This window comes from Sphingobacterium siyangense, from assembly GCF_023277505.1.
Classification (GTDB): Bacteria; Bacteroidota; Bacteroidia; order Sphingobacteriales; family Sphingobacteriaceae; genus Sphingobacterium; species Sphingobacterium siyangense.
On sequence record NZ_CP080574.1, the window covers coordinates 6,362,334 to 6,384,338 of the forward strand.

General features: G+C 40.0%; 19 protein-coding genes. 4 read left to right on the plus strand and 15 right to left on the minus strand.

Going from position 1 to position 22,005, the window contains the following annotated elements; all coding sequences use genetic code 11:
- Nucleotides 1-4: 4 nt before the first annotated feature.
- Nucleotides 5-883 carry a diacylglycerol/lipid kinase family protein gene (locus K2F45_RS26650; protein ID WP_075990318.1) on the minus strand — a complete coding sequence of 293 codons (879 nt, stop codon included), beginning with the start codon at nucleotides 881-883 and terminating at the stop codon, nucleotides 5-7.
- 304 nt (nucleotides 884-1,187) lie between these two features.
- On the opposite strand from K2F45_RS26650, the gene metK reads away from it, so the two are divergent.
- Both metK and K2F45_RS26660 read left to right on the plus strand, forming a co-directional pair.
- On the plus strand, nucleotides 1,188-2,441 hold the full coding sequence (gene metK / locus K2F45_RS26655) for a methionine adenosyltransferase (RefSeq protein WP_075990319.1): 1,254 nt from the start codon (nucleotides 1,188-1,190) through the stop codon (nucleotides 2,439-2,441).
- A 172-nt stretch (nucleotides 2,442-2,613) separates the two neighbouring features.
- Entirely contained in the window at nucleotides 2,614-3,018 is a 405-nt protein-coding gene (locus tag K2F45_RS26660) for a Dabb family protein (RefSeq protein ID WP_075990320.1), read from the plus strand.
- Here the strand turns inward: K2F45_RS26660 and K2F45_RS26665 are convergent.
- The 6 genes from K2F45_RS26665 to K2F45_RS26690 are packed head-to-tail and all read right to left on the minus strand — an operon-like array spanning nucleotide 3,011 to nucleotide 9,250.
- The gene (locus K2F45_RS26665; protein ID WP_075990321.1) at nucleotides 3,011-4,339 is read right to left on the minus strand and encodes a DUF58 domain-containing protein; all 1,329 of its coding nucleotides are present in this window, start codon (nucleotides 4,337-4,339) and stop codon (nucleotides 3,011-3,013) included. The genes K2F45_RS26660 and K2F45_RS26665 overlap by 8 nt on opposite strands.
- Entirely contained in the window at nucleotides 4,339-5,328 is a 990-nt protein-coding gene (locus K2F45_RS26670) for an AAA family ATPase (protein ID WP_075990322.1), read from the minus strand. Before K2F45_RS26670 ends, K2F45_RS26665 begins: the two co-directional genes overlap by 1 nt.
- Complete coding sequence (locus tag K2F45_RS26675; protein ID WP_075990323.1) at nucleotides 5,325-6,518, minus strand: DUF4350 domain-containing protein; 1,194 nt, start codon at nucleotides 6,516-6,518, stop codon at nucleotides 5,325-5,327. The genes K2F45_RS26670 and K2F45_RS26675 overlap by 4 nt, the downstream gene beginning before the upstream one ends.
- Nucleotides 6,515-7,393: a DUF4129 domain-containing protein gene (locus tag K2F45_RS26680; RefSeq protein WP_075990324.1), complete on the minus strand. Its 879-nt coding sequence runs from the start codon at nucleotides 7,391-7,393 to the stop codon at nucleotides 6,515-6,517. Before K2F45_RS26680 ends, K2F45_RS26675 begins: the two co-directional genes overlap by 4 nt.
- On the minus strand, nucleotides 7,386-8,297 hold the full coding sequence (locus K2F45_RS26685) for a hypothetical protein (RefSeq protein WP_075990325.1): 912 nt from the start codon (nucleotides 8,295-8,297) through the stop codon (nucleotides 7,386-7,388). Before K2F45_RS26685 ends, K2F45_RS26680 begins: the two co-directional genes overlap by 8 nt.
- Nucleotides 8,288-9,250, minus strand: a complete 963-nt coding sequence (locus K2F45_RS26690; protein WP_075994555.1) for a stage II sporulation protein M — start codon at nucleotides 9,248-9,250, stop codon at nucleotides 8,288-8,290. The genes K2F45_RS26685 and K2F45_RS26690 overlap by 10 nt, the downstream gene beginning before the upstream one ends.
- Nucleotides 9,251-9,364: 114 nt before the next feature.
- Between K2F45_RS26690 and K2F45_RS26695 the strand changes: the two genes are divergently transcribed.
- Complete coding sequence (locus tag K2F45_RS26695) at nucleotides 9,365-10,096, plus strand: RDD family protein (protein ID WP_075990326.1); 732 nt, start codon at nucleotides 9,365-9,367, stop codon at nucleotides 10,094-10,096.
- Between the two features lie 225 nt (nucleotides 10,097-10,321).
- On the opposite strand, the gene K2F45_RS26700 is transcribed toward K2F45_RS26695, so the two are convergent.
- The 5 genes from K2F45_RS26700 to K2F45_RS26720 form a co-directional block, all read right to left on the minus strand.
- Nucleotides 10,322-11,302: an IS3 family transposase gene (locus K2F45_RS26700; protein WP_157698357.1), complete on the minus strand. Its 981-nt coding sequence runs from the start codon at nucleotides 11,300-11,302 to the stop codon at nucleotides 10,322-10,324.
- Entirely contained in the window at nucleotides 11,299-11,676 is a 378-nt protein-coding gene (locus tag K2F45_RS26705; protein ID WP_075993755.1) for a hypothetical protein, read from the minus strand. Before K2F45_RS26705 ends, K2F45_RS26700 begins: the two co-directional genes overlap by 4 nt.
- 191 nt (nucleotides 11,677-11,867) lie before the next feature.
- On the minus strand, nucleotides 11,868-12,758 hold the full coding sequence (gene fabD, locus K2F45_RS26710) for an ACP S-malonyltransferase (protein WP_120335223.1): 891 nt from the start codon (nucleotides 12,756-12,758) through the stop codon (nucleotides 11,868-11,870).
- Nucleotides 12,759-12,978: 220 nt separating this feature from the next.
- Nucleotides 12,979-14,208 carry a M16 family metallopeptidase gene (locus tag K2F45_RS26715; RefSeq protein ID WP_248932724.1) on the minus strand — a complete coding sequence of 410 codons (1,230 nt, stop codon included), beginning with the start codon at nucleotides 14,206-14,208 and terminating at the stop codon, nucleotides 12,979-12,981.
- 227 nt (nucleotides 14,209-14,435) lie between these two features.
- Entirely contained in the window at nucleotides 14,436-17,273 is a 2,838-nt protein-coding gene (locus K2F45_RS26720; RefSeq protein WP_157625812.1) for an outer membrane beta-barrel protein, read from the minus strand.
- Between the two features lie 269 nt (nucleotides 17,274-17,542).
- On the opposite strand from K2F45_RS26720, the gene K2F45_RS26725 reads away from it, so the two are divergent.
- Complete coding sequence (locus tag K2F45_RS26725) at nucleotides 17,543-18,139, plus strand: ribonuclease HII (RefSeq protein WP_248932725.1); 597 nt, start codon at nucleotides 17,543-17,545, stop codon at nucleotides 18,137-18,139.
- Between the two features lie 29 nt (nucleotides 18,140-18,168).
- Here the strand turns inward: K2F45_RS26725 and K2F45_RS26730 are convergent, their stop codons facing one another.
- The 3 genes from K2F45_RS26730 to K2F45_RS26740 form a co-directional block, all read right to left on the minus strand.
- Nucleotides 18,169-20,649 carry a YfhO family protein gene (locus tag K2F45_RS26730; RefSeq protein WP_075990331.1) on the minus strand — a complete coding sequence of 827 codons (2,481 nt, stop codon included), beginning with the start codon at nucleotides 20,647-20,649 and terminating at the stop codon, nucleotides 18,169-18,171.
- 322 nt (nucleotides 20,650-20,971) lie between these two features.
- On the minus strand, nucleotides 20,972-21,292 hold the full coding sequence (locus tag K2F45_RS26735; protein ID WP_046673052.1) for a YbjQ family protein: 321 nt from the start codon (nucleotides 21,290-21,292) through the stop codon (nucleotides 20,972-20,974).
- A gap of 3 nt (nucleotides 21,293-21,295) precedes the next feature.
- Nucleotides 21,296-21,982, minus strand: a complete 687-nt coding sequence (locus K2F45_RS26740; protein WP_075990332.1) for a potassium channel family protein — start codon at nucleotides 21,980-21,982, stop codon at nucleotides 21,296-21,298.
- Between the last annotated feature and the right edge of the window lie 23 nt (nucleotides 21,983-22,005).

Consider the following 22,005-nt stretch of genomic DNA (forward strand, 5'->3'; position numbering starts at 1 on the left):
GATCTTAACAAATTATCTTTAATGCTTTTGGCATAATAGAAATATCCAATTTATCGCCAAGTTCGATCGGCTCCCCATCCACATGAACCGGTGACACCTTATCAATCTCGATCTGTATGTTCTTTCCAGGAATGATCTCGACATAACTGGATTGATCTGCAGATTTATTAAAAAGATGGAAAATCATCTTTGGCAAAATGTAAAGCGGAAATTTGTGCACGATACAGACATCCAAAATGCCATCGTTAACCGAAGCCTGTGGTGCGATATAGGCATTATTTCCATATTGGGGAGAGTTCGCTACACTGATCATAAACGCTTGCCTTTCGTAAACCTTTCCATCAATCGTTAATTTATAATGGGCAGGTTGGTATTTACTGAGCACATTAAAAACGGACTTCATATAGCCCAAAGGTCCACGAATATTTTCATTGGCAAAATTTTCACTTACAGAGGCATCAAAACCTAAACCCGCGATATTAAAAAATCGTCTATCATTAATTACACCACAATCCACCTCTATCGATTCAAAACGATTAATCCGACGGATAGCAGCAGCTTCATTCATTGGAACCCCCAAGTAGAGCGCCAGGCCGTTACCTGAGCCTTCAGGAATAATCCCCAATGGAATTCCAGATCCCACCAAAGCGGAGCCAAGTTCATTGATCGTGCCATCACCACCGACCGCGATAACTGCATCATAGCCTTCTTTGACCGCTTTCAGCCCAATTTCGTAAGCATGGTTCGGTCTCGCGGTCTGCTGAAAAGTAGGGTCAAACTTCTGCAGATCAAGCACATCTAGCACTTGTTTTTTAAAGGAAGTTTTATTTTTCCCTCCTGAAATAGGATTAATAACAAACAGTATTTGTTTACGTTCTGACATATCCAAAGATAGCGGAAATTACCAATTTCTTAAAATAATGTAATCTTTATACTGATTAACGCACTTCCCTATGCATTTAAAAGTTAAAATATAAATTTGATTTTAAATAATCCTCAAAGTATTGTAGCTTTGTCGCACAAAAAATAGAATGTGGACTGATTTGCGTGCTGTTGCGTTACAAGGCAACGACAAGGAGATTGCAACCACAGTAAAAAAGTGCTAAAAACCCTTCGCTATCACGGCTCTTATCACTTTGCTGTTATTTCATTCTAGCGCAAATCCAATATTAAAAATTACGTAAAGCATGGCTTATTTATTTACGTCAGAATCTGTTTCTGAAGGGCATCCAGACAAAATTGCGGATCAAATTTCAGATGCATTAATAGACAATTTTTTAGCATGGGACGAGGATTCTCGCGTCGCTATTGAAACACTAGTAACCACAGGACAGGTTGTCCTTGCCGGGGAAGTTAAATCAAACATATACCTCGATGTTCAGAAAATAGCCCGTTCGGTGATTCAAAAGATTGGCTACACCAAATCTGAATACATGTTCGAGGCAAACTCCTGTGGCGTTCTTTCGGCGATTCACGAGCAGTCTGCTGATATTAACCAGGGTGTAGACCGCAAGACAAGGCAAGAACAAGGTGCGGGCGACCAAGGTATCATGTTCGGTTATGCAAACAACGAAACTGAAAATTTTATGCCTCTGGCATTGGACCTATCGCATCGCTTACTTTATGAATTGGCCGAGCTACGTCGCGAAAATAACGAAATCAAGTATTTGCGCCCGGACGCAAAATCTCAGGTTACCCTTGAGTATAGCGACGATCACAAACCAAAAAGAATCGAAGCAATCGTAATCTCCACACAACATGACGACTTCGATACGGAACAAGTTATGTTGGATAAAATTACACATGACATCAAAACGATCTTAATTCCTCGTGTTAAAGCACAATTGAAACCAGAACTTCAGTTGTTATTTAACGATGAAATTAAGTTTCATATCAATCCAACTGGAAAATTTGTTATCGGTGGACCTCACGGAGATACAGGACTCACGGGTCGCAAGATCATTGTCGATACCTACGGCGGCCGAGGTGCACATGGTGGAGGGGCTTTCTCAGGAAAAGATCCATCTAAGGTAGACCGTTCAGCGGCATACGCAACGCGCCATATTGCTAAAAACTTAGTGGCTGCAGGTGTTGCAGATGAAATTCTCGTACAGATTTCCTATGCAATTGGTGTAAAAGATCCTATGGGAATCTATGTAAATACCTATGGAACGAGCAAATTAAATTTGACCGATGGTCAGATTGCTGAAAAAATTGCTCATTTGTTTGATATGACTCCCTACGGAATTGAAACGCGTTTGGGTCTGAGAAATCCAATTTATTCAGAAACGGCTGCCTATGGACACATGGGAAGAACACCAAGAAAAGTAACCAAGGAATTCGAAAGCTCAACTGGCGAGAAAAAGCAAATTGAAGTTGAACTTTTTACTTGGGAAAAACTGGATTATATCGATAAAGTGAAAGAAGAGTTTGGTTTGTAAGAGCCTACCATCCATAAAAAAATAAAAGGAAGACATGATGTCTTCCTTTTTTTCTTAGTTAAAAACGCCTATTTTTCATTAACCACAAAAACCCTTCTCTCACGATGAGCGTGATTGTTATTGGTGAATTCACGAAGGTTTTGTATCTTACAGCTTCTAAACCGTTTCAATCATGAAAAGACGCAACTTTCTTCTAGCACCCATGGTGCTCGTAACTGCTCCCACATGGGCAAATACAGTTCAATCGGATGAGAATATCGAATCCAGCACCATTGTACACGTTGTTAATTTTTGGCTAAAAAAAGATCTCAGTGAAAAAGAAAAAAAGAATTTTGTTGGATTTTTTGAGGACCTTCGAAAAATCGACGTCATCAAAACTCTTAATTATGGTGTTCCGGCGCAGACAAACCCGAGACCTGTCGTAGACAACAGCTTTGACTATACATTGATTGTCACTTTCAAAAACCTTAAAGATATTACAACGTACGAGACACATCCGATTCATTTAAAAGCGATCGAAAAATATCAACATCTTTGGACAAAAGTAATGGTCAAAGATACCTCCATCATTAAATAAGGCCACGTGCCTTAATTTCCAAATATTTGTTGATGGAGTTAATGGTCAGGTTTTCGGGCGCTGTATAGATTGTCTGAAACCCATTGCGAATAAGTTCCTGTACGATAAGTTGTTTCTCATAGATAAACTTTTCAGCAATGACCTGGTTGTAAATATCTATTGTCTTTTTCGGCGTACTCTTCGCTAAATCCTCTATTTCTACGTTTTTAAAAACAACAACGACAATAATGTGGCTTCTATTCAACATCGACAGATAATTTATCTGACGTCTTAAGGAATCTAAGGTCTCAAAATTTGTATAGACAAAAATAAGCGAACGTTTATTAATATGTGCATTGGCATAACTATATAATCTTCCAAATTCCGACTCCTCAAATTTGGTCGACACCTGGTATAGTGCTTCCGAAATCTTGTGCATTTGATTATTCCTCTTCTCAGCGGCTATAAATGCATTGATATCCTTTGAAAAGGTTAATAATCCGGCACGGTCCTGCTTTAAGATGGTCGCATTGGAAAGAACGAGTGCTGCATTGATCGAGTAGTCCAATAAGGTAAGACCGTTGAATGGCATACGCATTGCCCGACCTAGATCAATAAAAGAGTAAATTGGCTGAGACTTCTCCTCTTCGTACTGGTTGACCATCAGCTTCTTTACTTTTGCAGATGCCTTCCAGTTCATGTGTCTATAGTCATCCCCCTGCACATACTCTCTAACATGGTCAAATTCCATAGCTGAACCAATCCGTCGAATACGCTTGATCCCCAGTTCATTCAACCGATTACTTGTTGCTAAAAGCTGGTATTTTCGGAGTTGAATATAGGATGGATAACAGGGTATTTCCTGTTCTTGATTGGTAACAAACCTTCTTTTGAAAAATCCAAAACGCTTAACCAAAGCCATACAACGACCAAACTGATAAACACCCCTTTGTGTGGGTCGCAGAGAAAACGAAATTTCCGAGCGCTGAAAGGCCAGCAAACTTGTCGCAAAATCTTTATCCCGAATTTGAAGCTGTACCGGAAACTCCTCCAAAATATCAACTTTTGTCCCAAACGGGTAAAAAGAATTCACAATCAGTCGCATCGGGTTTTCATCGCCATTGGATAATTTTTCAGGATATATCCTTGTGACTTCAATTCGCCCCTTTCCTGAAAACAAGACAATAAAATCAAAGGCCAAAACAGCCAACCATATCCAAAAAACAATCCAAGCCACAATCAATAATCCTTTAACGAAAAAAGAAAATGTAAAGAGTGTTGCTACACCTAATAGGGAATAGAAGAATTGATTTGTTAGGAAAAGCTGCCTTAATTTCTTCATTATCTTGGAATTTCTACAGAATTAATGATTTGGTCGATGACATAAGCGGTGGTAAAGCCTTCCATTTCCCTTTCTGGAGTCAACATGACACGGTGGCCCAATACGGCAGATGCTACCCTCCGAATATCCTCAGGAGTGACAAAGTCTCGCCCTGTCAACGCAGCTGAAGCCTTTGCTGATTCCAACAAAGCAATAGAAGCCCGCGGTGATGCCCCAAGGGTCAAACTTGGATTAGTTCTTGTCTTTATAATAACTTGAGCAATGTAAGTTAACAACTCCTCGTGAACAAAGATAGATTTGATCAATTTCTGGAATTCCAAAATTTCTGCGGCCGAAACTACAGCCTGAACCTGATCCTCTTTATTCTCTGCTTTTTGGGCATGGTGTTCCTTTAATATTTCCAGTTCCTGTTCAAGTTCAGGATAATTCACATTGATCTTAAACAAGAAACGATCGAGCTGAGCTTCCGGCAATCGATAAGTACCTTCGTGTTCGATGGGGTTTTGTGTCGCAAAAACAACAAACGGTCCTGGCAATCGATAGGTCGTTCCATCGACCGACACTTGTTGCTCCGCCATACTTTCAAAAAGTGCGGCTTGTGTCTTTGCCGGAGCACGATTGATTTCATCGATTAAAACAATATTTGCAAAAATAGGTCCCCGACGAAATTCAAATTCATTACTTTTCAAATCGAGTATCGACGATCCCGTTACATCCGAAGGCATTAAATCCGGTGTAAATTGAATCCGCTTGAATTCACTGTGAATAGTTTTGGCAATCAATTTTGCGGATAATGTTTTTGCCACCCCAGGCAAGCCCTCGATCAAAGAATGCCCTGAAGCCAAGATCGAGATTAAGAGCATGTCAATCAATTGATCTTGCCCAACGATTACTTTTTTCACCTCCGACTTTACCTGCGCCATTTTATCGAATAAAACGGACACATCTATTCGGTTTTCAAAAGATATATATTTATCGAAGTCACTCATATCATTTTTGCTTTATGTTTAAACTCTTCTATTGTATCATTAATCAATTTGAGATCAGCCACATCATGTTGTTTAGCATCTTGCATACGAACAATCAGCCTGATTAAAGACTGTGTCTCTGCGAGCGAAACCCCAGACCGCTCGGCCAGTTCCTCACTGAACTCTTCTTCCCGCAACATCAGCGTGTCCAAATGAAAGCGCATCCGAAGATCGTGCAGGAAGTAATCTATTTTTTTTGCGACCATATTACCTGGTGCACCATTTTCATAATATAAAGTAGCGATGGTTCCACAGAACTCCTTCGAGAGATTTGGTTCCGGGCTCACTACCGCCACAGCCCGCTGCTCACGTCTACTTCTAAACACAAGCAAAAGAACTAGTCCTGCTAACAAAACATACCAGGCTTGCCGAAGACCATCATTCATAAGCAATACACGCAATGGAGTCCGATATTGATCCATATTCGCTTTAAAATCATACCAAGCGATGGGCTTATCATTTAGATAAGATAACGACTTAGCAACATAGGCATATTGCGAAGCGGAATTCAGCAAGTAATAGTTCCCAAATAAATCAGGGGTCAGGTGAAGATAAAATGTTCCTTTACCAAATTGAACCGCGATGAAGTTCGGTAACGCAAATTCCTTATAGGTGATCGAGCCCAAAATAGTCGCATTTTTAGGAAGTTTTTTAAATACTTCGCCAAGATCTGATTTACTGTAATGAATTTTATTGTTATCGTTCATCAACCGCACGCGCAACTGACTTTTTATATCTACACCTTTTTTAAAACCATAGAAATTATCTGCTTTCAAACCTAGGGAATCCAACAGATAATTATCAATATCCTCAGCTACAATCATTGCTTTCCCACCCCGGTTTACATAATCAAGTAACTTATCTTCCGCGGCTTCACCCATCGAAAAATAGGAGGTATAAAAAAATAAGTTAGCGTCTGTTTTCTTTGTGCTATCCAGATACTCATACAATGGTCGCTCAATCGTTGTATTCTTTTGATCAATGATATGCTTCAGTTCTTGACGCAATACATAAGCTCCAAAGGGATTTTTATCCTTTGCATCAAAAGTCCGATCCCAGATAATAGGTTTCTTACTTGTTGCATCGATAAGAGCTATTAGCACTAACACAACAGTCAATAATATCAATCCAAATTTTACCGATCCCTTCATTTAATCTGTTTTTGATATTGGTGAAACAATTGCTGATATTGACTAAAATTGTCTTCTGTTAATTCAAATTGACCAAACCAGACATAATCAAATATTCTTGTACATTCAGCAAATCCACGACGGAGCTCCTCGTTTTGAATCTCTTCTGCAAATTCAGCATTTGTTTTGCTCAGCTTCCATTTTATATGATCTGATTGCGCCAGTTTCTGAATATTCAATAGCTGTAAGTATCGGATTCCCAACGCATAATTCCTTTGCGCAATAGCCTCCTGAATGTAAGGTTCTAGGTTGCTATTCATCAGGTTTCGTTCTACATACGCTAAAACGTCAAGTTCACTCTCCTCTTCACTATGTTTAATAAAATATTGTTTTCTGTTGTAGAGCACTTTATAAAGGATAAATGCTAATGCGATAACAGCTAAAAAGGCAAATACATAGCCAAACTCTTCCCGAAATTTATAGGGATTATCTGGCATGATACTTCCTATCCAGTCCGCGAGCCGCGAAAGGATGCGCTGTAATACGCCTACGCGATCCTTAATATTTTCTGAATAAACAAAATCATCGGTCTCGTAACGTTTGATGATATCCTGATAAGGATCCATTTTAAACGAACGTTCTTCGGTATATTTTGGGATTGAATCAAATAATGTGGGATCCCATAGGTCAATTTCATCGTTTTCCGGTTGGCCATTAGGAGCTTTTACGGCTATTGAGTCAATAGCGACAGAATCTGTTCCCACCAAGGTCGAATCTATTCTCACATTGAGCGAATCGATTCTATCACTATTGGAATCCGTATCCCTTGGTTTTGGATCACAAGCATAAAAAATGGATAATAAGGCGATACCAAAAAAAACGAAGAGTCTATTCATCTTTTCCTCCTATCTTTTCGATCATGCCATAAATACGTTCTCCAAATTTGAGGTCCTTGGCCGTTTCATAAATAATACCATTGGCCAAAACCCCAGACATATACAGAAAAAGGGTAAATAACGTGATAAATAAGCCTCCCAATGTCATCAGCAGTTTTCCCCAGGATGAATCAAAAAAGGCGGCATCTATACCTAAGAAATTGAATGATAAAAGCCCCATGATAATCAAAGGAACTATGGAAATCATCATGACCGCCATTTGAAAAATAAAATTTACGATATAGGTCGCGATACCATATTGAATCAATTTTTTGCTCAGCATCACATAGGCATCTGTAAAACAGCTCCCTAGATCCGAATAACCTTCCCGATAAAATAAAAATGAGCAAAATAACCAAATGCCGACCATAGACCCCAAAATACCGATCGCAAAACTCCCGACGAAAGGGATAAAAGCACAAATTGCAGCGACGATGGCCAGGGGAATAAAGACGACAATTAACGCCAATATCATGGCAATTAAAAACATAAAGTATTTCCCGAGGTTTGATCGGAAATTCTTCAGCACCTCCGCGCCCGAAAATGCTGTACTTTTGCGCTCTTTGAGCAGTACAAAATATTCGATAGAAATACCATAAACGTAAAGCCCCAAAGCTACCAGCGCCAAAATGAGTAATCCAGCCCAAGTAAAAGCATCGATATCCTCAAAAGAATCACTGTTGGCAGAGAATGTGATTTTTGTAGACAGAAAATAGTAAACTAAAGCAATCCCTGCTAGAGGTACCGCAGATAAACCAAAAATAGTAGAAACAAAGTGTCTATAGATCAATTTAAAAAGATCTATGAAACTTTGAACAAAGTCCCCTACCTTCCGTTCTTTTTGAAACTCAAAATCTATTTCCATTGAAATCGTTTTGCTAGTCGATAAGGATTAATAACATAAAAATAAAGGATAGCCAGTAAGGATAAAACGATAATCAATAAGCATAACCAAATTGACACATTATAATACCGTGTTACAAAACCTTCCAATGTACCAGCGATAATAAAAAAAGGAATTGTGCTGACGAGAACTTTCATCGCAATCTTTGCTGTGCGGACGAAAGATGTCAAACGTGTAAACGATTTGGGAAATAGAATGCTATTACCGATGGCCAACCCGCATCCTCCAGCCACAATAATTACCGAAATCTCAATAGTGCCATGAATCCAAATCGCTGACATGGCTTTGCCCATAACGCCATACTGGAAAAACATATGGTGAAATGCACCAAGCATAATACCATTGCTAAACAAAACGTAACCTGTTCCTACACTGAAAAATAGTCCAGCAGCAAAGGCCATAAAAGCAACCCGCACATTATTAATCGTAATCCAAATTGCTGACCCAAAGTTACTTCCCTTTCCATATACCGCAGCAGGATCTCCCGCTTTTATGCTTTCTATCGTCGAATCGACATAGTAGTCACCTAAAATAAGCCGAATAAAATCCATATCGTATACAGACGACACAAAACCGATGACCGAAGCCAAAACAAAAATTAAGAATGAATACAGCAAGGGTCGGCGAATCGACCAAATCGCCTGCGGTATCTCTTCATTGATAAAAGATTTAAACTTATTATTGGAAGCTTTCTGATCTTTATAGATTTTCTGATGGACGGTTACCGCCAGTTCGTTCAGATAAGCCTTTACCTTACTTTCGGGATAAAAGGTTTGTGCATACGCCAGATCATTTGTGAGCTCAATGTAATTTGAGGCCAATTCATCTGGATCAACCTGCATATTAATTGATAAATTATTTTCAATTAACGTCCATTTTTCTTTATTTCGTTCTACAAAGGATGCTTCTCTCATTAATTTTTTTAACTGGCATAACCAAATATAGGAAATATCCATGATTGAAAAGCACAAATTAGAGCTAAAATGACCTAGATATGCTATATTACATTAAATTCAACTAATTTGCATATGAATAAGCTTGAGATAAATACGGCACAAAATGTAAAAATCGAATATAATCTTGCCAGTCTTGGCTCAAGAATGATCGCATTTGCAATAGATTATTTTATTATAGTCTGTTATTATTTCTTTTGCTTTTTTCTCTTGGACAGCATAAACATGAACGCAGGAGATCCCTATCTCTTTTATGGGATTATGATGGCATTGACCTTACCTGCATTTTTTTATACTTTGATTACTGAAACAGCTTTCGGAGGCCAAACAGTCGGCAAGAAAATCATGAAAATAAAGGTCGTCAAACTTGACGGCTCACGTGCCAACTTCTATCAATACTTGTCCAGATGGAGCCTATCTATCGTAGATATCTGGATGACGATGGGCGGTGTCGCCATTACGTCGATCGTTTTATCCAAAAATGGACAACGCATTGGAGATATTGCTGGTGAAACTTCTGTTATCAGTCTCAAACCTACCTTAAAATTGAGCGACACAATTTACGAAGAGACATTCGACAACCACCCTATCCTATTTCCACAAGTGATTAAATTGAGCGACAAGGATGCTAACTCAGTCAAAGAGATCTATCAAACAGCTTTTGATAGAAGAGACGTAGGAATTTTAACTGCTTTAGTACAACGCCTGGAAACGGTGATGGAGGTTAAACATCCGGAAAAAATGACCCCCAATGATTTTGTCCTGCAAGTCATGAAAGATCATTACAGTATGTTTAAGGATAAATAGTTTTTAAGCCCATCGTTGATTCTGCATTCTCTCGGTTAAAAAACGGATATCGATCGGAGCTCGTTCGGTGTTTCTTCGCTTTCAACCGAAGAAGTACCGAACGAGCTCCGAACAAGCACCGAAGAAGCACCGAGTGTCTTATACTGAAATAGGTTTATGTCTTATACTGAAATAGGTTTACATTTACCGAACAGATTACTATATAGATTTTACATCCTATTTTTTCTACTGGATTTGGTTGTCATTGTCCGTTTTCTGACTGTTATCGGTTGTCCTTTCCCTAACCACAGTTTCCCTAGTTTTGCTGCGGAACTTTTTTGACTCAGCGTTACGTCTTTGAAACATTTTGGGAACTTTTTGGTTCTGCAATTGCTGATGTGCCTGCTGGGGAGACATCATATTGCAGGACATATGTGGCCTAAAATGATTGTATATATTGACTGCCTTGACCAGCTGTGCAAGTGCCGTTTTGTAGTCTGGAAAGGTCTCAGCCATGCGATATTCGCTTTTTAGGATGCCATTTAGCCTTTCTGCCACGGCATTGTCGTACGGGCTTCCGGATTGTGTCATGCTTATTGTAATCCTATTTTCCTGCAATATAGTGACATAATTTGTACTGCAATACTGGATGCCGCGATCGGAGTGGTGGGTCAGATCGCTCTGTGGATACATTCTATGTGATATTGCCATCCTGAGCGCTGATATACAGGCCTGTGCTGTTGGCCTGTGCGTAAGTTTGTAGCCCACGATCTTTCGGGAATAGGCATCTGTGACCAGGCACAGGTAGATCCATTTGTCCCGGATGCGGATGTAGGTGATGTCACTTACCCATATCTGCTCGGGACGCAGGGCCTGCCTGCGCTGCACAAGGTCGGGCCACTTTTTGAAACGGTGGTCGGACTGGGTGGTGATGGCATACCTGCGTTTGCATTTGACCAAAAGGTCATTTTCGCGCAACAGTCTGAAGAAAGCGTCCCTTCCCAGTCCAACCATCGCACTACCCATTTCTTTGACCAATATGCTGCGGAGTTTAAGGGTACCCATGCGATGGGAGTCCTTCCGAATTTCACGTACCCGCGCCAGCACAAGCCCGCTGCGAACGGAGTATTCCTGTTCTCTGCCCATATATTTATAGTAGGATTGCCTTGTTCTGCCAAATAGTCCACAAAGTCTGGAGACCGAAACATTCTGGTAACACGACTTCATTTCTTGGACGATTTGGCCCCAGACTTTTTTACAAAATCAGCCCCATGGAGCTCCTCCGCTTTTTTGATCAACATCTCCAGGGCAGTAATTTTGAGGTTCGCCTGGAAGAGTTCATCCCTGAGATCCTGCTCATTTTTCACCCCAGTGTCTTCTGGCTCAACAGTCTGGGAAACTTCCAGCTCAAGATTGTTTTCCCACTGCTGGTACCATTTCATAAAATACCGCGGAGTGGCTTCCCCCGGAAGATTGTACTTCTGGGCAAGTTGCGAATAACTCAGCTTGCCCGCAAGGTATTCTCTGGAAACGAGGATCTTGAAGCTATCACTGTAAACTTGCTGTCCCCCTGATTTACGTTTTGTCATACGCTTTTTCATAATATTAAATTTAAGATTTTAATATTCGGTTTTTGTAAACCTTTTTCAGGAATGGACATTACGTCTTATCTAATTTTTACAGGAAATTCTTGATGTGATTTCGATTTTTCGTTCATAAAAAATGCCCTTAAAAAGTCGGACACTTTTTGAGGGCACTGCAAAATAATTCCTTTTTTATACTGAATATTTTGTTACGCGGTCACTGATGCTGCGGAAGTCTGAACTTGACGGTCGACCTTCTTAACCAATCCCTGCAATACATTTCCTGGACCAACTTCTACAAAAGCTGTTGCACCATCGGCCAACATATTTTGTACTGTCTGTGTCCACCGTACAGCGCCAGTTAATTGCGCAATAAGATTTTGCTTGATAACCGCTGGATCTGTCTGTGGTTTGGCATCGATATTTTGATAGATCGGACAGCTAGGCGACAAAATGTCTACAGCTTCTATAGCCGCTTGCAATTCCACTTTGGCAGATTCCATCAATGGTGAGTGAAATGCTCCACCCACGTTTAATTTTAATGCGCGCTTAGCACCAGCCTCGGTCAATAAAGCACAAGCTTTGTCTACACCTTCAATAGATCCCGAAATAACCAATTGCCCAGGACAGTTATAATTTGCAGCTACCACGACATCATCAACCTGAGCACAGATATCTTCCACTATAGCATCTTCCAGACCTAATATCGCAGCCATCGTCGAAGGTTGAAGCTCACATGCCTTTTGCATCGCATTGGCGCGTTGTGCAACCAATTTCAAGCCATCTTCAAAGCTCAATGCACCGGCTGCTACCAAAGCCGAAAACTCACCTAATGAGTGACCTGCAACCATGTCCGGTTGAAAAGACTCTCCCAGCGCTTTCGCCAAAATAACCGAATGCAAGAAAATAGCAGGTTGGGTTACTTTCGTTTGTTTCAACTCCTCGTCTGTACCGGAAAACATGATATCCGTGATGCGGAACCCTAAAATATCGTTAGCCTGTTCGAACAAGGCTTTCGTTTCATCATTTAAATTATACAGGTCTTGCCCCATTCCAACAAATTGGGCCCCTTGACCAGGAAATACATATGCTGTTTTCATCCCTTATATTTTTTATTCATTTATTTGTCTGCTACCATAGGTATTGAATCTGCCTTCGGCAGTCAATGGTTGAGAAGAACGAATTCCCGTAAGCGCAAACTTAGATAAATTGCTTTTTATATGCAATATAAATTCATGTCAGCCAGCTATTATTCCCATCGTCGGCCGATCGATCCAATACCATTCATCTCCTCTTAAGGAATAATGTAGGGCCTTAAATTCAGTCTTCGGGAACAAAACTTAGTGATAACATCTTCTTCGGATCAAATACATCTTGTGCTATTTCCAGCAGCCCTGTATTCGTCAAAACCTGAATTTTTTCAATTACTTCTTCCAATAAGATGACACGATCATAGTCCATCACGTTTTTCGCAGCAGAGATAATCATACTCATACGGTTCTCTTCGGTCAAAGCAATCTGCCCAATAAATTTCTGCTTCGCCTTTTTTACCGCAGTTTCAGATAGCGGTTGCTCGCTCAGCTTCGCAAGTTCTTTAAAGACGAGTTTTTTAGCTTTTTCAACTTTTTCTTCATCAGTACCGAGGTAAATACTAAATAAGCCTGTATCCGAAAAAATAGTATAATTAGATTCAATGGTATAGGCTATTCCGTATTTCTCCCGTATGGAAAGATTCAGGATAGATCCCATTCCCATTCCACCAAGCATATTATTTAAAAGCAGCAGCCCCGTCTTACGGTCATCTCGATAATTATAAGCTAAAGAACCGAGCATATAATGCACCTGATTGATTGGCTTGCCTACGGCAACATGCTGTTCAACAAGCGGTCTGACGTCATTGCGGAGACGTGCTATCGTATTTGAAGGCACCGTTCCAAACACCTTGTGCAACAATCGCTCAACTTCTTTTAGCGTATAATTGCCCGTGATACCAATGACCATTTCATTTGTATCATAATTTGCCCGCATGAAATCGACAATATCACCCTTTTGCAGTGCAAGAAGCTGATCTTCCAGGCCCAAAATATTATGTCCTAAACCCGATCCCTGAAAAACCAGATCTTCAAAATCGTCCACAATAGACTCTTCCGGGCTATCCAGATAAGATGCCATTTCATCTACAATGACAGATTTTTCTTTATCCAATTCTATGTCGGGGAAAGTGGAATGAAAGAAGATATCTTCAAAAAGATCTAACGCACGATTTAAATAAGGCTGAAGAATAGAGGCATGTACACAGGTATACTCCTTCGTCGTATAGGCATTTAAATCTCCGCCTACGGATTCCAAATGATTTATAATCTGTTGTGTAGAGCGTCTTTCAGTACGCTTAAATAAAAGGTGCTCAATAAAATGGGCTACACCATACTTTCCAGCAGACTCGTCCCGAGACCCCGCGTTGATGACCATGCAGACATGTGTAACCGGTAAATTTTGATATTGAAATACTACGCGTATTCCGTTTGAAAGTCTAATAATTTCGTATTCCATGCAGTACAAACTTGCTGTAGCTTCTTTTAGTTTATCTATTTTTTGTGCCCATTAACCTTGACAGTCTTCCCTAAAACAAAAAATATAAAATCTTACATTTTTTGCTACGTTACTCAATCTTCAAAATCGTATGGGCATATGAAGTCTTCACAAAACTAGGCATTTTTAAATGCAAAACGGTCATAGCGAAATCACTATGACCGTTTTTATATCCTACAGGAATCAGATTACATACGCGGAGGTCTCATTCCGCCCGGAAATCTATTCTCTCCTTCTGGATTTCCCATCGCAAATTTCTGGAATTTATAGGTAAACAGAATCATAAAATATCGCCCCAAACGGTTGGTACGGCTATCTGTAATCATAGACTCACTCACCGTTCTTGAAACATTCGTTTGTTGATTTAACAAGTCAAATGCTTGTAGACGTACAGTACCACGTTGTTGACTCAAGAACTTCTGCTCCAAGTAGGTATTTATGACGAAAGGATTTGCATTAATGCCGGCCCCATAACCACTGTTGAATTGTTTGGATAGATCCGCTCCGAAAATGGTTGTTTTTGTTATGTTAACAGAGCCAATCAATGTTGGTGTCCAAGAAGAAACATTCGTCGTACGATTTGTCAATGAATTCTCGGTATGATTAAATTGATAGCGTACCCCCGGATTGATTTCGAGGTTCTCGGAAGGATTATATCTAAACATTAAACCTTGATTTAATACAATATTCCGGGCGATGTTCTTTTGACCTACGTTATCATCTTTCTCTGTGGAAACATATCCAATATTTTTATTGTAAGACACACCCCCCATTAACATAATATTATATGTTTTTTCTTTCAGTGATTTACCATAATGATAGAAAGAACTCACATTAAATGGCTTATCGCTTGTTTCATTCAAATAGCGGGTTTCAGAAACTAACGTTGAATTTGTTTGGCCAGTTTGATAATCCATTAAATCATCAAAATAGCTTTTGCTCAAGCTCACAATCTTGTTGTTAGTCAAACCGGCATTAACGAACGCAAAGAAGTTGTTTCCTTTTTGAAAATCATTCTTACGGAATCTTACATTCAATTGATGGCTAAATTCCGGATTCAGATTGGCGTTACCGATCACAATACTCGTCCGGTTTGTACTCATATCAAACGGCAAGATCTGCGTTACTGAAGGCTCATTCGGTGTTCCCGAATAATTGACAGAGATATTGGACTGTCTCGAAAATTTATACTCAAAACGTGCAATAGGCATCCAGTTCATATTGTTGCGATGAATTGGCACGACTACCCCTGAACTGATCGCATCACCTCTTAATTGAGAAGGCTGAGCAGCAGCTCCAATGGAATAGGTTATTTTATCGCCACTATACAAATAGTTTGCCCCGATTTTATGTGTTGTGAACGAATAATCATAATTATAATCAAAATTCAACTTGGGATCTTCTGCAATAAGGTTTCCATCGCGATCAAACCCTTGTTGTTTATTCGAATTGTCATACTTGTTTTTGTTGAAGTCATAGGTAAACTCTACTTTTCCCTTCTCAGAAACAGGTTCAGTATAATTCACTGAAGCGCCCCCATTCCAACTTTTATTATTTGCTTCTAGAATCGTTTTTTCATAGATCGAATCTAGAGGAGCGTTTGCATTGTTGGGATCAGCCAATAGCCTATCTAAAATGGCATTCTGATCCTTCGTTGTTTTTGCATTATTGAAGTTCATGTTTACAAAAACATTCCTTCCTTTGTCATTAAATTTATGGTTGTACAATCCGCTAATCCCAAATCTCGGTGCAGTAGAATTTGCAACAATATCTTGGGCCTGTGAATTATTAAATACACTACTACGGTAAGTTAGCGAATTAGTACCTGTCGTTACATCACTATTGTCGTAACCAAATTGAGGAGAAATTTTGATATAGTCTTTCGTTGTAGGCTTCCATTCAACATTTGCTTCAAAACGGTGGCTTGCTCCTACTGTATTGGAATTAGATTGAACACTGTCCGTTTGCATGATATTAGGTAGTGTATTTTCCTGAAAGCGCTGCGAGATTGTTGTATTGTTGCTATGGCTATAACTGTAACTACCGTAAACCGTCAATTTATCATTAAAGTCTTTACGGTAATTCAGCCCGATAGAACCGATTTTAGTTAAACCGTCCGATCCGCCAAACATGCCGCCGCCGCGACGGCCGCCACCACCTTGGCCACGACGCGCACCGCCACCTACAGTACTAAAGTCAAATAAGGGTGCATTGGTATTGTTCAAATTTCCCAATACAGAAATTTGTTCACCTTCGCGCATCCCCATCCACATCCCTGTAGCCTGGTAACGATCTTCGGTTCCCACGCCTGCCCGTAAGGTAGTCATATGTCCTGTATTGTATTTTGGGTCAATCTGAATATTTAAGACTTTTTCTGAATCACCCGTTTTATTACCGGTTACATTGGCCATATCGCCATAATCATCGATGACCTGCATCTTTTGGATAATATTTGCCGGTAGATTTTGTGTAGCTGTCTTTACATCTCCACCAAAAAAGTCCTTACCATTTATACGAACCCGCTTAACAGACTCCCCTTGTGCCGTTACATTGCCGTCTTTATCGACTTCGACCCCTTGCAACTTTTTCAAAGCATCCTCTGCAACAGCCCCATCGCGGAGTTTTAGATCTTTCATGGTATATTCGAGGGTATCACTTTTGACAACGACTGTAGGGACTCCATCAACAACAACTTCTTGTAGCATCTGTGAGTTCTGTTGTAAAGTCAAACTTGGAATAATATGCTTTGATTCGCCTTTAGGGATACTAAATTCCTGCTCAAAGCGTTCGAACCCAAGGTTTGAAACCGTAATTTTAAAGGTGTCCGCCTTGACTTTATCAAAGATAAAAATCCCGGCCATATTAGATCCTGTCGTCATGGAATCCAATTTTGACGTTAATTTCACTGTTGCACCGGCGACAATTCGATTCTTGTCGTCCTTCAACATTCCCTGTACGCTCTTCGTCTGGCCATAAACGGTCCATCCCATCAGCATACTAAATAAAAAAAGCACAAAGCCTCTCATAATACGTATTTTTATATTTCTATAATTGATAAATCTTTGACTCTAAAACTATTGCTCAAATTTAATTTGAAACAATATGGCCTAGACAAGAACAAACTTTTATTTTGTTAATGGAAATTATTCCAACGTTTTAATAGTCTAGCGCTCTTAATCTTTACAAAAGAAGACATTATTAGTGTTAATTAGTGTAAACGGTCGATATTCACACAGAAGTTACAATAGATAACTCTAAATTTATTTGTATTTTCGGCTATTTTAAAGAACTGAACATGCTATTATCATATTATCAGGAGCAGTGGATAGAGGCCGGCTGTGACGAAGCGGGAAGAGGTTGTCTGGCAGGGCCAGTTTTCGCTGCAGCAGTGATTTTCCCCACAGACTACCATCACGAGCTTCTTAATGACTCCAAACAACTTAGTGAAAAAAAGAGGATGGCTTTACGTCCCATCATTGAGCGCGAAGCCCTTGCTTATGCCGTTGCGAGCGTTTCAGCAGAAGAAATAGATCGCATAAATATCCACAATGCAAGCTACCTGGCGATGCACAAGGCACTTGATCTCTTAAAGACCAAAGCCGAGTATATTATTGTTGACGGGAATAAGTTTATTCCATATCAGCAAATACCGCATACATGTATCATCAAGGGCGACGGGAAATATCTATCGATTGCCGCAGCTTCGATTCTGGCTAAAACTTACCGGGATGAATACATGGACAACATCGCCTTGGATTATCCCGATTACGACTGGCTCAACAACAAAGGGTATCCGACAGTTAAGCACAGAACAGCTGTATTGGCACACGGCACCACTCCACATCATAGAAAAAGCTTTAGAATAACCGATCCGCAGCTCAAATTATTCTAAAGCTCACACAATAAAAAAAGAAACAGCAACTAAGCCGCTGTTTCTTTTTTATTCCCTCTAAAGGAGAAATATATCGCCGCTCCTATTCCCAATACAAGAACAATAGACGAGATTAATGTCAATAAATTACCAAATTTGTGTGACTCTGGATCAAAAACAAATTCTACCTTATGCGTTCCCGCAGGTAATTGCAGTGCTCTTAGGATATAATCCGCACGAATAATTGGCGTTTCCTTTCCATCCACATAGGCTTTCCATCCTTTATCATAAAATACTTCAGAAAATACAGCAAAGGCATCATTGGCAGCCGTATATTCATATTGCATTTTATCCGGATGGTAAGATGTCAACTTAATCTCCCCTGTCGTTGAAGCATTCGAAGTTTTAGCCTTGATCTCATTTTGATATTGTTGATTCACAAACGCCTCCTTATGTGGATCAAAAGAACTGATTGCTTGCATCTCCTCGGCATTTCCTTTCACAAAACTTACCCGATCCACAAACCAAGCATTTCCTGCAGCTGTACTTCTTCTTACAATACGTTGCGACTGATTCTGAGGATCTGTCGTAATCAAATAACGTACGTTGAACATATCCAACACATCTTCATTAAGGGCACCATTAAATTGATTTTCCAAAATTTCCTGGAAGCGCATTAATTTTGCCGCATGGTATCCTCCTAAAGATTTGTGAAAATAGGATGGACGGGCATCCGAAAATGGGTCCGAAGTCAAGTCAAGAACGCGGTAGCTTGGATCTTTATCCATTAAGATCAATTGATCCACTTCACGTTGTTGGAATACTTGCTGTGCTGTAGCCCCTTTCTCCATAAAAGATTTGTCATTCAAAAAGCGCTTATCTACACTCCATAAATCAAACAAGAATAAGACCAACAATGTCCCCAGTAATACACCTTCGCTCAGTTTCTTCTTTAAAAAGACCCAAACAAATCCAAAAGTTAGTAGAACGATGACAAAGGAACGATAGGCATCTTTGCTTGCGATATCTTTACGATCCAGAACCAACTGGTTTGCCAAGTCCGTCGCAAAGGCCTTGTCGCCTATCTGGTGCTCAAAAGTTGCTACTAAATTGCTATGCTCCGCATTCCTAAAACTTAAAAAGAGATCGGGCATCACGCCAATAAGCAGACAGACGCCACCGACACCAATAAAAGTATACAGCACTTTTTTATCTAAGTTTGGAATCTCCTTCGCCCGTGTCAAAAGCTCATTGACAGCCAGAATTGCCATCATAGGTACTGTAATGGAAACCACAACAAGAATGGATTCAACAGCCCTAAACTTATTGTACATTGGGAAATAGTCAAAGAACAGATCTGATACAAGTGTAAAGTTTTTTCCAAAAGACAAAAGCAATGCTAAAATGGTTGTTGCCAGAATCCACCACTTGAAGCGGTCCTTGACAATAACAAGGCCTAAAACAAATAGGAAGAAAACTCCGGCCCCAAAATACCATGGTCCCGAAGTGAAACGTTTGTCGCCCCAATAGGTTGGCATGCCTTGTGCCATCTGACCAGCTTGAATCTCCGATGCACCTCCTCGTTCCATTAGGAATTTAGCGACATGTGATTTTTCGTCCAATTGTCCGCCAGTTGAACCACCATAGGCATTTGGAATCAAAAAGGTAATGGTTTCACCAATCCCTTGGCTCCACTCATAGGCATATTCTTTATCAAGCCCTTTCTCTTTGCTGTTGTTATTATCAACCTTAGTAATATTGGCATGTCCACGCGTACTTAATTTACTATATTCCCAAGTTGGTAATAAAATTGATGCATTTACCATCAAAGCGATGACCACTGCGATAATCTGCCTACCCGATGCAATAAAAAAACCTTTTAATTGTTTTTGTTTAATTGCATCTACGAAAGTGAAAATCACGTATACCATCAGGACTATCAACAGGTAATAGGTTGTCTGCAAGTGATTTACACGAATCTCCAGCGAAAGAAACAGCGCCAATAATACAGGGCCCCACAATTTACTTCCCCGATAACACATAATAACCGCAGCAATAACGGGTGGAATAAATGCAATTGCATTAGCCCTTGTTATGTGCCCAGCTTCAATATAAATAAAATTATAGGATGTAAACGCAATGGCTATTGCACCAATTGCTGCCAACCAGGGTTTGATCCGTAAGACGCTAAAAAGGAAATAAGCACCCAGCAAATAAAATAGCACCGTATCCATTGGGCTCGGAAAGGCGAACTTAACCGCTTTTAAGAAATAGGTACCAATGTTATTCTCATTTTCTTGCCAAATTTGATAAGTCGGCATCCCGCCAAACATAGAGTTAGTCCATAAGGGCGCTTTACCATCCTTTGCCTTAAAATCAAATAATTCCTTTTGTGCCGCCTGCGCTTGTACCACATCCGACTGCGCCAGCGTTTTTCCTTGCCAAACAGGGGTAAAATAAAAAAACACGAGCACAATGAATATCGCTATAACAATCAAATGTGCCGAATTCGCCTTAAACCAATTTTTCATCCGTATAAATTTGTCATTTAAAGGTGATGAAGCTATCTCATTTATTCAACTCACGCTATATCGTTCATTCACAGCTGGCTTTTTGCTGTATTTATGCACGCATTACACACGATTTTGATAAATTCCGATGATTTCATTTATCCTCTTAGGTTGTTTAAAAGTCTTAAAAGCCAAACTTAGATAAATTTGTTTTTATATACAATTATAATTATCGCTCAGATTGCTGTTAGTGGAAAGTTTATAACAGGTATTCCATCCGATCGATCCATTTCACATCTTTTAAGCACTAAAAAAGCCCTATGTTATTTAGGGCTTTAAGTAATTAAGATCTCATTTTTACGGCCGTTCCCGTCGCGCCTACCATCATCATGCCCCCTGTTCCTACCGTTTGAAAGTCCAGTCGAACGCCAACGACCGCATCAGCACCCAATGCGCGTGCACGGTCTTCAAGTTCACGTAACGCCGCTTCACGTGTTTCCTGGAATGCGCGTTCATAAGAATTGGATCTTCCGCCAAAAAAATCACGAAAGCCCGCCATCATATCTTTGATTGCGTTCGCTCCCAGAACCACTTCGGAAGAGACTATCCCCAAATAACGTTCAATTTGGTGCCCCTCAATAGTACCAGTTGTTGTCAATAACATATTTTATTCTCCTTTTTGAATTAACTTATTAATATTGGATAACTCCCCAAAAACAACCAAAATATCGCCTTCTTCCATGATCGTTTCCGAGGCAGCAATTCCAGAAGCTTCCTTTTGTTCTTTGGTCACACCGTCCTTCTTCGTTTCTGTGATCTTCACAGTGGTCAACACGATAACCTTGTATAAATTGGTCAGGTTCGCTTCACGTAATGTCATGCCCACATAACGAGCAGGCACTTTAGTCTCCACAATGGAATATTTATCCGAAACCTTAAACGAATCGACAATATCAATATTGTCCAAGCGCATCGCCAATCGCTCAGCAGCTTCTTCTTCGGGCATAATATATTCATTGATTTCCATTGCCTCCAAAACAGTCTTTTGTAAATCTGAAACGATACGGCCAATGATACGTTTAACCTTCAACTGTTTTAAGAGGGCTACGGTCATGAGCGAAGCTCCCTCATCCTCTCCAATTGCAACAATGACAGCATGGGCATCTTTAAGGGGTAATGACGATACCGCTTCTCGGTCGGTTGTATCTAGGCATACCGTGTGCGTTATCTTGTCCTTGAGTTGTTCAACGATACTGAGATTTCGGTCTGCCCCAATCACCTCATGTCCGAGCTCAGTAAGATGTACTCCTAAAGAACGTCCAAAATGTCCCAATCCTAAAACAATATACTTCATATCTCAAACTAAAATAAATTTAC